Origin of the sequence: Turicibacter sp. T129 (assembly GCF_025594975.1) — a bacterium.
GTDB classification, from domain to species: domain Bacteria; phylum Bacillota_I; class Bacilli_A; order MOL361; family Turicibacteraceae; genus Turicibacter; species Turicibacter bilis.
Window position 1 is genome coordinate 85,834 of sequence record NZ_JAMQUU010000041.1, and the last position, 13,502, is coordinate 99,335.

At 31.5% G+C, this 13,502-nt stretch carries 12 protein-coding genes, 1 pseudogene and 1 riboswitch; of the genes and pseudogenes, 2 read left to right on the top strand and 11 right to left on the bottom strand.

The genetic code is table 11. The features are described 5' to 3' along the window. Positions 1-10 precede the first annotated feature (10 nt). On the bottom strand, positions 11-661 hold the full coding sequence (locus NEH75_RS08430; RefSeq protein ID WP_055304551.1) for a hypothetical protein: 651 nt from the start codon (positions 659-661) through the stop codon (positions 11-13). Positions 662-1,417: 756 nt separating this feature from the next. Here NEH75_RS08430 and NEH75_RS08435 point away from each other — a divergent pair. After that, positions 1,418-1,606: a hypothetical protein gene (locus NEH75_RS08435; RefSeq protein ID WP_055244884.1), complete on the top strand. Its 189-nt coding sequence runs from the start codon at positions 1,418-1,420 to the stop codon at positions 1,604-1,606. Between the two features lie 612 nt (positions 1,607-2,218). On the opposite strand, the gene NEH75_RS13625 is transcribed toward NEH75_RS08435, so the two are convergent. The 5 genes and pseudogenes from NEH75_RS13625 to NEH75_RS08460 form a co-directional block, all read right to left on the bottom strand. Beyond that, positions 2,219-2,401 (bottom strand): hypothetical protein, encoded by a 183-nt coding sequence (locus NEH75_RS13625; protein ID WP_335338323.1) that lies wholly within the window; start codon positions 2,399-2,401, stop codon positions 2,219-2,221. Between the two features lie 1,771 nt (positions 2,402-4,172). After that, positions 4,173-5,234, bottom strand: coding sequence for a DUF4179 domain-containing protein (locus tag NEH75_RS08445; RefSeq protein ID WP_055304553.1), 1,062 nt, complete (start codon positions 5,232-5,234; stop codon positions 4,173-4,175). After that, positions 5,227-5,547, bottom strand: a pseudogene (locus tag NEH75_RS08450) (sigma-70 family RNA polymerase sigma factor); the annotation flags it as partial. The pseudogene NEH75_RS08450 and the gene NEH75_RS08445, both read right to left, overlap by 8 nt. Before the next feature lie 20 nt (positions 5,548-5,567). After that, the gene (locus NEH75_RS08455) at positions 5,568-5,795 is read right to left on the bottom strand and encodes an RNA polymerase sigma factor (RefSeq protein WP_262948780.1); all 228 of its coding nucleotides are present in this window, start codon (positions 5,793-5,795) and stop codon (positions 5,568-5,570) included. 479 nt (positions 5,796-6,274) lie between these two features. Continuing rightward, positions 6,275-6,406 (bottom strand): hypothetical protein, encoded by a 132-nt coding sequence (locus NEH75_RS08460; protein WP_262941454.1) that lies wholly within the window; start codon positions 6,404-6,406, stop codon positions 6,275-6,277. Positions 6,407-6,747: 341 nt separating this feature from the next. Here NEH75_RS08460 and NEH75_RS08465 point away from each other — a divergent pair, with 341 nt between their 5' ends. Continuing rightward, a complete protein-coding gene (locus tag NEH75_RS08465; protein WP_055276602.1) occupies positions 6,748-7,929 on the top strand; it encodes an SAM-dependent methyltransferase in 1,182 nt (393 codons plus the stop codon). 47 nt (positions 7,930-7,976) lie between these two features. Here NEH75_RS08465 and NEH75_RS08470 read toward each other — a convergent pair whose 3' ends face one another. From NEH75_RS08470 to NEH75_RS08490, 5 genes are all read right to left on the bottom strand, one after another. Beyond that, complete coding sequence (locus NEH75_RS08470) at positions 7,977-8,552, bottom strand: xanthine phosphoribosyltransferase (protein ID WP_055276604.1); 576 nt, start codon at positions 8,550-8,552, stop codon at positions 7,977-7,979. Beyond that, on the bottom strand, positions 8,553-9,905 hold the full coding sequence (locus tag NEH75_RS08475) for a uracil-xanthine permease family protein (protein WP_237257891.1): 1,353 nt from the start codon (positions 9,903-9,905) through the stop codon (positions 8,553-8,555). Between the two features lie 218 nt (positions 9,906-10,123). Next, positions 10,124-10,225: riboswitch (purine riboswitch) on the bottom strand. Between the two features lie 133 nt (positions 10,226-10,358). Then, positions 10,359-11,729 carry an RsmF rRNA methyltransferase first C-terminal domain-containing protein gene (locus tag NEH75_RS08480; protein ID WP_055304557.1) on the bottom strand — a complete coding sequence of 457 codons (1,371 nt, stop codon included), beginning with the start codon at positions 11,727-11,729 and terminating at the stop codon, positions 10,359-10,361. 446 nt (positions 11,730-12,175) lie between these two features. Beyond that, positions 12,176-12,523, bottom strand: a complete 348-nt coding sequence (locus tag NEH75_RS08485; protein ID WP_055245279.1) for a zinc ribbon domain-containing protein YjdM — start codon at positions 12,521-12,523, stop codon at positions 12,176-12,178. Between the two features lie 197 nt (positions 12,524-12,720). Next, the gene (locus tag NEH75_RS08490) at positions 12,721-13,290 is read right to left on the bottom strand and encodes a metallophosphoesterase family protein (RefSeq protein ID WP_237297224.1); all 570 of its coding nucleotides are present in this window, start codon (positions 13,288-13,290) and stop codon (positions 12,721-12,723) included. Between the last annotated feature and the right edge of the window lie 212 nt (positions 13,291-13,502).

Consider the following 13,502-nt stretch of genomic DNA (forward strand, 5'->3'; position numbering starts at 1 on the left):
GTCTCCTTTTCTATTGTTCAATTTGTTTAATTAATGCTTGTATCTCACCTTTTAATCTATCTGAACTCTGAATTAAATCATTTGCTAACTCCTTGACCCCATCATCTTCCGTTTGTTGCAAAATACTATTCATAAAGATCGTCCACACCTCACATTGTTTTGACAATCGTGTTAAAAAGTCCATATCAATACTATTCCCAATTAAAACAGTAGGTTGCTCACCTTCAACTTTAAGATTCGTTAAAATTTGTTGATAAATCTCTTCATAGCTGGATAAATAGGTAGCTTCTTTGGTTTCATCATAAACAGGATTCTCACTAACCTTCTTTTGAACTTTACTAATTTTCTTTAAATTTAATTTTAACCCATCAATGAATTGATCGACCGGCTGTTTTAATTCTTTTCGTTCACCATATTGAAGTTCATTTTTAGATAAAGCAATTAATGCTCTTTGATATTGTAAGACCTGATTTAAAAAATCAGTATTTAAATCGCCTGTTTTTTCTGTGGAACCAAGGCTATCTTTTAGTTCTAGATAGATTAAATCAATTTTCTTCAAGTAGTCGCTTTCTTTTAGATTTGGCCCATCAGCTGCCTTTACAGAATAGGTTAAAAGAAAGATTGAAATAAATGTGAACAATAATTTTCTAAATACGTTCATCACTTCACCGCCTTATTCATGCATTCATAATTATTATTTAATAATCATCTTCTATTTATGTAAGATAAATGCTCATCAAAAGATGTCGAACTTCTCTTTTATAATTTAACAATTTTTTTACCCCTAATCAGGTATGCTTGAACTACAAAAATTCAACCAAATTATTTCCCAAACCAACAATACAAGTTACGTACATGTGTATTTTAATTTATAGAATATATCTATTAATCAGTTTTATAGCTTTACGGTGATGTGGTGGATTAACTGGAAAAAGCGGGTTGAAAAAGTTTAATAATACTTAATCTTGAGTTTTATAATAGTATTTAAAAATGGAGAATTAATAGAATCATAGAGGATAATAGGGAATATGATAAAAAAATAGCCCCAGTAGAGAAAAAAAGAGGACAAAAAAAGAGAGGAGATGAAAGAGGATAATAGAAAATAAGAATAAACAAGACACAATAAAAAAGAACGATTTTTATAAAATCAGTCAAAAAATTGATCCCTTTCTCCTCCTTCTATAACATCGAACAAACTAAGTGGTGAAGGATAAAGAGTAGTTTAAAAATGAAATTATAATCTGAAAGATTCGATTACAATTTCTCCTATTTCTTATCCTATTGTTTCATCATGCATCATCTTAATTAAGGTGTAAAAATATTTAATAAAATGTGCTATATAATATCAAAATTCAACAAAATCGGTTATAATGTAGGCATAGTATTACTTCACTTTAATTAATAGGGGTGCTTAAAAATGGAGATACAAAACAAAAAAATAAAAAAACGTGGTCTTACTGCTCTTTTAATTACAGGAGCCATTGTTGGAATCGGTATGGGTACTAATCATGTAATAAAAAAAGTGGCACAACAAAAAGCTAAATCTGATGAAATAAAACGTCTAAAAGATCTTGAAGATGAAGAGTTTGATGACTTATTTGAATAGTAAAAAAACACCTCAGTTAACATTTGAGGTGTTTTTTTACGTCTTTTTCTTCACAAAAACTCATATTTCAACAATTTTCGCACCGATTGGACTCATTTTTTATCCACACTTTCCTAAATCTCCTATCTCGACTTCCATATGGATAAAAATCATCACTTCTTTTTCTTAATCTGTGGATGATTCTAACTGCTTAGGTATTCCCCCCTTCAGGAATCATTCCATCTAGAGATAAATAATAGTTTCAGATTAGTTTTAACTCATTATTTAATTCATACCCCAACGGTGTTGGGGTATTTAATTTAGCAATCCCCTCGCTTAAAATATTATCTACATACTTTATAACACGCTTAACGTACTCCCATGAGCTACAATAATCACGAGTTTTCTTTCGACCTCCCTAAATCTGACACAATATATTCATCCATTCTTCTCAAACATGTTTTCAGTGTTAGAGACATTATCCGTTAACGGGAACTCCTCTTGGTTTAAATCATAATCTTTAAATTCATATCCTGGATAACGTCGGTCCTCTTTTGTTAAACCTCGTGGGCGCCCCCCTACATAATAACACCATTTATGAACTTATTCTTCCACATAAATCTCAGCTGTTTTTTACTTATTTAAACCTTGTAACGCACCATAAGAACGCTCATTTACCTTCCATGGCATACGAACAGGAATCCATATTAAAACCATCTCATAAAGAATAATCCCTAGAGTTCCAATGACGTATTTAAGATATGAGGGCTCACCATCAAACTCAATTCCATTTTCACGTAGAAATTTAGTCACCATTGTAGTCTCTCTTAACCCATTTTCAGATAACTCTACATCTGTCGAACCTATAAATTTATTTTCTAATTTCCGATGCTTACAACATGACGAACTAGCACTAATTTAATTATTAAATTTTCAACTGATTCTAGTAACACTCTATATTAATTAAAACTAATGATTACACTCAGTTTAACTTCAATTAACTTCTTCTGAAGAGATTTGTATAGCGAAATGTATTTCCATTTTCAGAATCAGTCTTAATTTCTAAAACACTTTGCTAAGAAGACATCCTATAGTCTCGAGGCTACCTAGTGATTTCCGAAAGAAATCTTTTCCTCAACTACTAGGGCTTGTCGTACCTACCATTTTGAAGAAAATGTATCTAACGCTGGTAGGGTCTTAAAAGTTTTTACGATATGAAGAACTTATCCGGGCTTATATATAGTAACTGATTAATCACATATCTGTAACTCAGACTCACTATAGAAACACTCAATCATTCTACCGTTTATAAAATCACTACTTCTTATCAATCGTTGGTTTCACGTATATCAACTTTGCTAGCAACAGCATTTTACTCATGCTTATCTTTATTATTCTAGCTATCTTGGGGATATTCGCTCTCTGATTCCATGTGTATCTGCGAGTGATGCTCCTATTAATTAATGTCGGTATCATCATGAAGAAAGAACGAAAAATAAACGCTAATCTCCTGTGATTTAGCGATAAATTCGCCATGATATCGTACTTTAGAGCGTATCAATATCTTATTAAATAAAATTAGTTGAGTTACTTTTTATTTTCTTTAACTTTTAAGTATTTCCTGTTTATTTTAGTAACGTAAGTCAAAATTAAATCATCATTTTATCTTTATTTTGACTAATGGATAATTAGTAAACAAATTCAACCCTTATTGGCAAGTCAGATTAAATGCACAATAAATTGAGTCTAACATGAGAAACTATTTCTTACCTAATGCTATAATTTAGAAATCCATTGCACGATGAGTGATAAACAAAAAACACCTTATCATCGTAACCATTAGCTTCTTATTTCCTGGATTATTCCTCATATTTATGTCACAACTGATAATCAAAATTCTTAATTATTATGCATCACTTATCCACATTTCCTAAAAATGTTCCACATGGAACTTTTTGGTTCTGTGGATAAGTAGTTTTTTGTAGCTAATTCTCTAGATATTAATCTAAATTTGTCAAAAAAATAGTCAAAAATCAAAAAAGAGGACTTTTTATTCATCGGTTTCAGTTTAGGGAGAGTTTTTACTAAATTGTTATTAAAATTGTATTCAGAAAAACAGCTATTTTTACATAGCTGTTTTTTGTTGATATATCAACATTTTTTAGCTTTTTATTTCAAAAAAAATAGTGTTTTCACACCTGGTTTTACACACAAATAAATAGCGGTCATAAATTTATGACCGCTATTTTTATACTTGTAAAAGTTATGACAATTTTATATGCAAAAATACGTGAAAAAATGATTGAAATTCTCTTTTTTAAAGTATCTGTATTTTTTATAATAAAAACATAGATTCTTGGGTAAATCAATTATTCTTATCGAACAATAAAATGCACAAAAACTCAAAATTTTTCTTTTGTTTTTGTCATTTATTTTTGACAACTTTATTTTACTATATTATCTTTAAAGTGTAAAATGTTTGTTGTAATAAAAGAGTTGTATAGTAAATAATCAAATTATACCGAAAGTAAAGGCTTACTATAAAATCAAAAAAAAGCAGTTAATAACTGCTTTTTTTTTGATATCATTAATTATTAATTAAAGAAATAGTTTCATCTAATAATACTTGATTTTCTTCATGAGTATAACTATTTTCATCAACACTATTCCAAATTTGTTTTTGAACAACAATTCTTAAATTGCTACTGTCTGCCTCTAAGCTGTTATAAATAAAATCAAATTGATCGTTATCTCTATTTTTTGCCTGTAAGAAATTAAGCTCTTTTCCATCTTCATCAAAAATTAAAACATCATAGCGGTCACTATCTTTTGGAAGACTCACATTAACAATTGTATTAAATGGTGTTATTGAAATTTCATTAACTTGAATATTGTTTTCTTTAACTTCATCTAATTTAATTGTTTTATTTAATTCTTGGTTCACCGTCACAGGAATCTTGAATTCCCATGTTCCTTTTATTACATCTGATTTATCATCAGCCAAAACACCAAAATTCTCAATCGAACTAATTTTGGTTTGGAAAGTAAATTCATTCGGAATTTCAGTTTTGAATGAACTTAAATCAAACTTTTGCACTCCAATAAAGGTATGATCATCAATAAATTTCCCCTCTAACCCAGCAAAACCAGTCGAATCTAATTCATCTTTTGAAAAACTAACAGATGAATCACGATCTTCAATTAATAATTGGTTCATATCTAATGAATCATCATTATTCCAAGATGTATAAGTGAATGGACTTTCGTTTTCAATGGTATAAGTTACATATAAAAATTCTCCATCAGATAAAACTTCCGATAAAGTAATTCCTACACCATTAGAAGTTACTGTTTCATTAATAGACGTTGCATATTGCGAATAGTTTCCTGGAGAATAAATATTTTCTTCAATTGCTTTAAAAACATTACCGACTAAAGGTAGTTTTGATGCCATTGCTGGATTAGAAATGCCAACTCCTAAAACTACCGCTAAACTTGCAGCTATTACTCCTAATGTCTTTTTTGATTTTGGATAATGTCTTACTGTTTGATTTCTTTGTTTTTCAACCATTGCTTTACGAACTCCTTCCTCAATTACAAAGTCGATATTCTGTGGAATTGGAATATCGTTAAATTTTTTATTACTCATTCAATTCACCCTCCTTTAAAATTTGACGCAATTCATCCTTAGCACGTTTTAAATGACTTTTCACAGTATTGATTGGCAGTTCCATAATACTTGAAATTTCATTTATGCTTAAGTCATTAAAGTACTTCAATACAATAACCGTTTTATAATCCTCTCTTAAACAATCAATTGCATCATACAAATCTAACTTATCCTCAATGTGTAGAGATGAGTGTTGAGGCTTCTCAGGAACTCCGTTTTCCAGATAAACAATTTTACTTTCTTTTTGAATGTAATTTATAGAAACATTAATTAAAATTTTAGTGATCCATGTCTTGAAAAATTTTGGTTTTTTTAGTTTTCAATGTTTAATAAAGCTCTATAAACACATTCTTGTAAAATATCTAATGCTTTTTGTTCATCTTTTACATAACTAAACGCAATCTTATAAAGATAGGTTTTATAGATTTTCATTAATTCAGTAAAAGACTCTGCATCTCCATTAATAGCTTTTTTAATAAGAAATGTTTCGGAGTTTTCATCAGATAATGCTTGATAAGATACATTCATTAGCGCCTCCATAATGCCCTCCTTTTTTGTTTTCTCAACTATTAGACAAGGCATAAAGCTAAAAAGTTGCAAAACAATGTTTATTTTTTATTTTCTTACGATTAGAAAAAAGTGATAGCATCATTTATGAATAGTTTATTATGTAAGTAAAAAGTTTTAAACAACTAAAATTTAGACAAAATGTTAAATCTATTATTTTTTTAAACTTCAATGAACTTTAAAAAAAGAGATAAAAAAATGCAGGTTAACTACCTGCATTTTTAAGTTGTTTTAATATTGAATTTTGATATTAAATTCTCAATGATATTTTATTAGAAAAACTATAGAGAATTTAGTTGTAATTTGGGAAGTAAAAATTCATGTAATTTCATAAAAACTCTCCCAAAACTGAAACCGATGCTTTTTATTAAGTCCTTCTTTTTGATGGGTTATATGATGCATTAGGTGAGATAAAAAGATTGAATTTTAGTCATCCCTAACCAATCTTATTATTAACTACGTTCTTCTGTTTCCATATCGAACAGGTGCATCTGATTAAGATTGATATACATATCGATTTCATTTCCAATAACAACAGACATTCGATGTTTATCCTTTGTCACAATCTCAGTCAGAAAGTTCATTTGTGGGCTCCCAATGAAGCTAGCCACAAATTTATTTTTAGGATAGTTATAAATATTTTGATTCGTCTTAACTTATTGAATAACTCCTTTATCTTACTATAAAGAAGCTCCTACATTTTTATCAAAGGTAACTATTGTCACATGAGTTTCACATCTATTTCCTTTATTAACTCTTTTCATCATACATCCCAAGTTAATTGTTTATAAATATTCCATATTTATTATAAAAATCAAGTTTATATTTATTATAAAAATCAAGTTTATATTTATTATAAAAATCAAGTTTATGGTAAATAATAAAAATAATTGAATATTTTATAATAAACGAAAGGATGGAGTTAATGGCATTCGATAAAATTATCCTTAAAAATTTACTTAAAAATTTCAATAGCGTTCCCTTCACTGTTCAATTTTGGGATGATGAGATTTTTACAATTGGTGAGGGAGCACCGGTCTTTAAAGTTTTTATTCGTGAACCAATTAATCAAAAAGATCTATTAACAAGTACCTCTTTAGCACTTGGTGAAGCCTATATGGATAAAAAAATTGAGATTGAAGGTGACCTTTATACAGCGCTAGATGCCATCTTAAAGCATATTGATCACTTCACGACAGATTTTAAGGCCCTTCCTAAATTATTTCATAATAGTACAGCAAAAGCTAAGCAAAAAGAAGAGGTTTCCTCTCACTATGATATTGGAAATGATTTTTATAAACTTTGGCTCGATGATACACTTTGTTATTCATGTGCTTATTTCAAACATGAAGATGAGTCATTACATCAAGCACAACTTAATAAAATCGATCATCTTCTTGCCAAGCTTCAATTAAAAGAAGGTGAATCCCTACTCGATATCGGTTGCGGTTGGGGATGTCTTTTAATTACAGCAGCCAAAAAATATAAAGTTAAAGGTGTTGGAATTACACTGAGCCAAGAGCAATTCAATGAATTCTCTAAACGTATTAAAAACGAACAACTAGAAGATTACTTGACAGTCAAATTAATGGATTATCGTGATCTTGAGCATTCTAACTTACAATTTGATAAAATCGTTAGTGTCGGAATGCTTGAGCATGTCGGACGTACAAATTACGACCTATTCTTAAAAAACGTCAATGCTGTTTTAAAACCGGAAGGAATTTTCGTTCTTCACTACATTAGTGGGGTTAAAGAAGGTGAGGGAGATGCATGGATTCGAAAATATATCTTCCCTGGTGGAACCATTCCATCTTTACGCGAAATCATCTCTTTGTCTGCTGACTATAACTTCCATGTCATAGATGTTGAAAACTTACGTCCTCACTATCGCATGACACTTCTTCATTGGTACAAAAACTTCGAAGACCATATTGATGAAATTAGCAAAAAATTCGATGAACGCTTTATTCGAATGTGGCGAATGTACTTATGTTCTTGTGCTGCCTCATTTAATAATGGTGTCATTGATCTTCACCAAATTGTATTTACTAAAGGAGTAAATAATCATCTTCCACTCACACGGGATTACTTATATGAGAAGTAATCTTATAAATAAGAAAAGCGAGAACTCAAAGAGTCTCGCTTTTGCTTTTATTCTTCTATAAATTCAATGATTCCTTCACCTAATTTACTTACACGTGCTAAGGAATACACGTCATATCCTTTATCGATTAATAATTGACGTCCTGCTTGGAATGATTTTTCAATAACAATTCCAATTCCCGCTACCTTTGCTCCCGCTTCTTCAACTAAGCGAATCGCACCTAAAGCTGCTTCACCATTGGCTAAGAAATCATCAATAATTAAAATATGATCATCTTCTGAGATGTATTTCTTAGATAATGTTAGTTCATAATCTGTTGCTTTTGTAAAAGAATGAACTGTTGTTTGATACACGTCACCTTTTAAAATTTTAGATGCTTGTTTTTTTAATGTCACCATCGGTAAGTTCATTTGCATTGCTGTCATAACCGTCGGTGCAATTCCAGAACTTTCAATCGTAAAGATTTTAGTCACTCCATGATTTTCGAAATATTTCTTAAACTCAGTTCCAATGTTATACATTAAATGAGCATCAACCCCATGATTTAAAAAAGAATCTACCTTTAGAACTGTCTCATTTAATGCCATTCCATCATTTAAAATTCGTTGTTTTAAAGCTTCCACCTAAGCAACCTCCACTTTTTTTAACTTTTCTGCACTCACTTGAGTCTCTTTTAATACTAAATTTAAAACTAATGCAACAATCGTTCCTGTTGAAATTCCTGATGAAAAAATCATTTGTAACGCTTCAGGTAATCCCGAAATAAACTCTGGGCGGAACGTTACACCTAAACCTAATGCCATTGAAGTTGCAATAATTAAAAGATTACGGTCTGTTAACTCAACACGACTTAATGTCTTAATTCCAGCTGCAGCCACCATACCAAACATCACAAGTCCAACCCCGCCTAAAACAGGTTGTGGAATTCCATTAATGACACCTGCTAACTTAGGGAATAGCCCTAAACAAACAAGTAAAATACCTGCCATTACTGCTACATGCTTACTTGCAACTTTCGTTAAAGAAATTAAACCAACATTTTGGCTAAATGATGTATTAGAGAATGACCCTACTAATCCACCACAAATACTACCAAAACCATCAGCTAAAATTCCAGCCCCAATTTTTTTATCTGTCATTTCAACATTAGATGTTTCTCCAATGGCTTTTAAACATCCGACTGTTTCAATCGTCGTTACGAAATAAGCAGGAATAAATGCTAAAACAGCCTTCCAATCAAAAATGATTCCATACTCCAAAATGTTAGGAATCGCAAACCAACTTGCCTCTGTTACTGCTGTAAAGTCAACCATCCCAAATGGAATACAAACCACATAACCAACAATCATCCCAATTAAGATAGAAGCACTACTAATCATTCCTTTACCATAACGATTTAATAATAGTGTAACAACTAAAACTAACATCGCAATAGAGACATTTAATAAACTTCCATAATCAGCTGAACCCGTTCCACCAGCTGCCCAGTCAATAGACACGGGTAATAACGTTAATCCAATTAAACAAACTACTGTTCCTGTTACAATTGGTGGGAATAACTTCATTAACGGTTTAATAAAGAAACTTAAAATAATTTCAAATAATGAACCTAAAATCGTTGCTCCAACAATACCAGCCATTCCTAACGTTGATCCTACTGAAATTGCAGGAGACACAAACGTAAAATCTGTTCCCATAATACAAGCCACGCGAGCCCCAACAGGCCCTACTCCATAAGCTTGAATAATAGTTGCTAGACCGGCTGCTAAAATTGAAGCACTAATTAGTGACGTGGTCATAGCACTATCAAATCCTAATGCTCCTGAAATAACAAGTGGGACGACGACAATTCCTGAAAAAGCTGCAAAAATATGTTGCAACCCAAATAAAACTTTCTTTCCAACCGTCGGATTATCATCGACTCCATAAATTAAATTTGTTTGACTCCCAATTTGTTCTTTGTTACTCATCTTCATCATACACTCCTTTTTCTAATAGAAACAGAGAAATAGTCTACATTATGAAAAATTATCCTCAGTTCCTAGGCCTTTTTTAATTCAAGGCTAACTATAGTCCAGATAAAATTTATCTGGACTTACCTACTTATGGCCAAGTAGTTATAAAAAAAGCAGCACCCCATTTTAAAACGAGGTGCTGCGCGAATAGATATATAATAAAAAATTATATATCAAAAAATCATCCAACAACGCCTCGTAGTCCGCACTTTTACGGTTTGCAGGTAGAAACGCCCAGTCCATATTACCAGGTATATACGAGTCTATATTCATTTTTACCACTTTATTATATTATGTTGTTCTTAAAATTACAATGAATTTCCATATTTATTAATTTTTTTTGTAAATAGCTATCTCAATTTTCATAGAAAAATGAAAAGCCACCTCTATCATTAAGGCGGCTTTTAAATATGATTAATTCCAACGTAATCCTTTTGGATAATGATTCTTTAACATATTGTTTGCAAGTTTAGCCCATCCTAGTGAGTAACCATCGACACAAATTAAATACCATCCCTTTTCTCCTTCAAAGGGAATTGTCTCACCGCGTAAATAAGCACGAATTTCATCACTATCTGCTGCAAATGAGATAGAATGCTTCACGTCTTGTGGACTTAATGATAACGCCAAGGCATGTGAAGGTTCAAAACGATTTTTCTTCATTGTTCCTAAATGCCACCCAGCACGAACCACTTTTAATTTATCAAAGGTTAGCATCTCCTCTGGAACAATATATAATTGATCACCGAATAACACGTAATCCCCTTTAGGAACTTCAACTAATGCAACTTTCGCGAACATTAAAAATTCTTGAATCTTCTTCTTATCATTTAATGGCTTCACATACTGACGTTTTGGCTCTTTAAACTCAGCATCTTCTGTTTTTCTTAATACAGCAACATAGTGTCCTTCCCCATGGATATAGTGTGGCCATAAACGGTAAGTTTCTTCAATGCCTTCAGCCTCACTATTTGACCATTCACGACGTCCCGGTTTAAAGCCCTCATAAGCTTTCATCGATTCAATTTTAAATTCGGGATGTGATTCAATAAACGCGCCAATTGCTTGCTCATTTTCTTCTGGTGCAAACGTACAAGTTGAATAAACAATACGTCCGCCTGGTTTTAACATCGTAGCAGCCTCTTCTAAAATATCAGCTTGACGATCTGCACAAATTCGAACGTTTTCTAAACTCCATTCTTCTTGTGCCACTTCATCTTTTCTAAACATTCCTTCTCCTGAACATGGCGCGTCAACAACGATACGATCGAAATATGAAGGGAAATGCTTTGCTAATTTCTGTGGGCTTTCGTTAACCACAACTGCATTTTTAATTCCCATGCGCTCAATGTTTTGCGAAAGAATTTTAGCACGCTGTGGATAAATTTCATTCGTGATTAACAATCCTTCTTGCTGCAACTGAGAAGCCACATGTGTACTTTTTCCACCTGGAGCTGCACATAAATCTAGTACTTTTTCACCTGGTACAGCTTCAACAAAAGTCCCAACTGACATCGCACTCGGTTCTTGAATATAATAAACACCTGCTTCATGATAAGGATGTTTACCTGGACGGTCAGCTTGCTGATAAAAATAACCTTCAGGGACCCATGGAATTGATTTTAAATCAAACTTATTTAATGTTTCAAACTGGTCTAATGTTGTTTTTAATGTATTAACACGTAGCCCAAGAGACTTCTCTTGTTCATAGCTATTAATAAACGCTTCATACTCCTCTTTAAGTAACGTCTGCATTTTATCTAAAAAGTCTTTTGGTAACGACATTTTGATTCATCCTTTCATCTTTAACTCTATCTATGGATTATAGTACAAAAGACGAAGTCTTTAAACAACTACTCTTTATAAATTTATCGAGATTTAATGCATTTTTTTCTGCATTATAAAAACAGATTATTATCCTGGATAGTTATCTCCCCTATGACCGCTCTCCTGCTGTGGATAAGAAAACTAAAATCATAATCTCTTCCTATGTGATACGCTTGTACCTTGTGGATAATACTGAACTGCTCTAAAAATGGTTATCCACAAATTCATTTATAGCACTCAGTCGATATGAGTCAGATTTTTTCGATTTCCCCGTCAATCCCATCCCGTTAAATAAGCTATTCTATTATTAGTTACTTCAGCGATTTTAATGACTAGTTAGCATCTCCTTTAAATAAGTTCTATCTTACAAATTAAAAAGACGTTCATTTTGAACGTCTTTTTAGCTAGATTTTTTTAACAAATTCAGATTTTAAGCTCATTGCTCCGAATCCATCAATTTTACAATCGATATCATGACCATTTGCTGAATCATGAACTAAACGGATTCCTTTAACTTTAGTTCCTTGCTTAATAGCTGAAGAACTTCCTTTAACTTTTAAATCTTTGATAACTGTAACAGTATCTCCATCAGCTAAGATGTTTCCATTAGCATCACGGATTACGTTTGCTTCTGCAGCTTCTGCCTCAGCAGCAGGGCTCCATTCATGAGCACACATTGGGCAAACTAACATGCTTCCATCTTCATATGTATATTCTGAATTACATTTAGGGCAATTTGGTAAAGCTGACATCTTTATTCCTCCATTCTAACGACTCTCATAAGTCATTATCATATCATAAAAAACAACTTTTTTCAAAGTTGCCTCTACAGTTGAATCATTAAATCTTAATCCTTTATTAGAATATACGACCTTAATGAATCTTAATCATCGTTAAATCCTTAATTCATTAATAAAATTTTTGATTGTATGATAAATCTAAATTTTTATTAATCTTCAAGATTAATTCGTGTCACCTTTATTTCCTTATCTTCTATCGTAACAATAGCCATCGTCAATGACAAGGAAAAGCGTCGTCGTCCACAACCACCTGGATTTAAATAGACCACCCCATCCTTCACTTCATATTCATATTTATGAGAATGCCCATAAATCACTAAATCAAAGTTATCCACATGTTTAGGAATATCTTTTTTATCATGAACCACGTAAATTAACAACTCATTCATCTCAAGCTCTAAATAATCAGGCAAGCCCTCAAATTTATCATTATTTCCACGTACGACAAACGTGTTTGCGATCTCGTTTAATCGTTCAATGATCTCTTCTTTACAAACATCTCCAGCATGAATAATATAATCACATTCTTTTAAATAGATTAACACATCATCTCTTAAAACATTATGCGTATCTGAAATCACTCCAATTTTCATTAAAATCATCCTTTCTGAAATAACTAGATATAAGACAAAATAATCCTCAGTTGAAACTTTTCCAAACCACTCGATGAAACAATCTAAGTTGTGGATAACTTCATCAATAACATAATAATCACTCATCATCATTTCTTTATCATCTAGTATAAATAAAAATTTTCATCCTTCCAAGACCTTTATAAAAATTAAAATTTGCCCCTTTTCCACAACTTAACATAATAAAATCCTTCTCATAACCCATTCTTAAAGCCTCAATATTCTATCTATTTATTCTCTTATCATGAAAAATTATGGACAAGTGTCCCTCTAACATCTTCCTTCTTATTTAACTCAGT

Bases quoted from the DNA above. Each gene is read 5' to 3' on its own strand.
- NEH75_RS08445 (WP_055304553.1), bottom strand. From the start codon at position 5,234: ATGAGTAATAAAAAATTTAACGATATTCCAATTCCACAGAATATCGAC.
- NEH75_RS08430 (WP_055304551.1), bottom strand. From the start codon at position 661: ATGAACGTATTTAGAAAATTATTGTTCACATTTATTTCAATCTTTCTT.
- NEH75_RS08480 (WP_055304557.1), bottom strand. From the start codon at position 11,729: ATGTCGTTACCAAAAGACTTTTTAGATAAAATGCAGACGTTACTTAAA.
- NEH75_RS08455 (WP_262948780.1), bottom strand. From the start codon at position 5,795: ATGGAGGCGCTAATGAATGTATCTTATCAAGCATTATCTGATGAAAAC.
- NEH75_RS08475 (WP_237257891.1), bottom strand. From the start codon at position 9,905: ATGAAGATGAGTAACAAAGAACAAATTGGGAGTCAAACAAATTTAATT.
- NEH75_RS08460 (WP_262941454.1), bottom strand. From the start codon at position 6,406: ATGAACTTTCTGACTGAGATTGTGACAAAGGATAAACATCGAATGTCT.
- NEH75_RS08490 (WP_237297224.1), bottom strand. From the start codon at position 13,290: ATGAGTGATTATTATGTTATTGATGAAGTTATCCACAACTTAGATTGT.
- NEH75_RS08465 (WP_055276602.1), top strand. From the start codon at position 6,748: ATGGCATTCGATAAAATTATCCTTAAAAATTTACTTAAAAATTTCAAT.
- NEH75_RS13625 (WP_335338323.1), bottom strand. From the start codon at position 2,401: ATGGTGACTAAATTTCTACGTGAAAATGGAATTGAGTTTGATGGTGAG.
- NEH75_RS08485 (WP_055245279.1), bottom strand. From the start codon at position 12,523: ATGTCAGCTTTACCAAATTGCCCTAAATGTAATTCAGAATATACATAT.
- NEH75_RS08435 (WP_055244884.1), top strand. From the start codon at position 1,418: ATGGAGATACAAAACAAAAAAATAAAAAAACGTGGTCTTACTGCTCTT.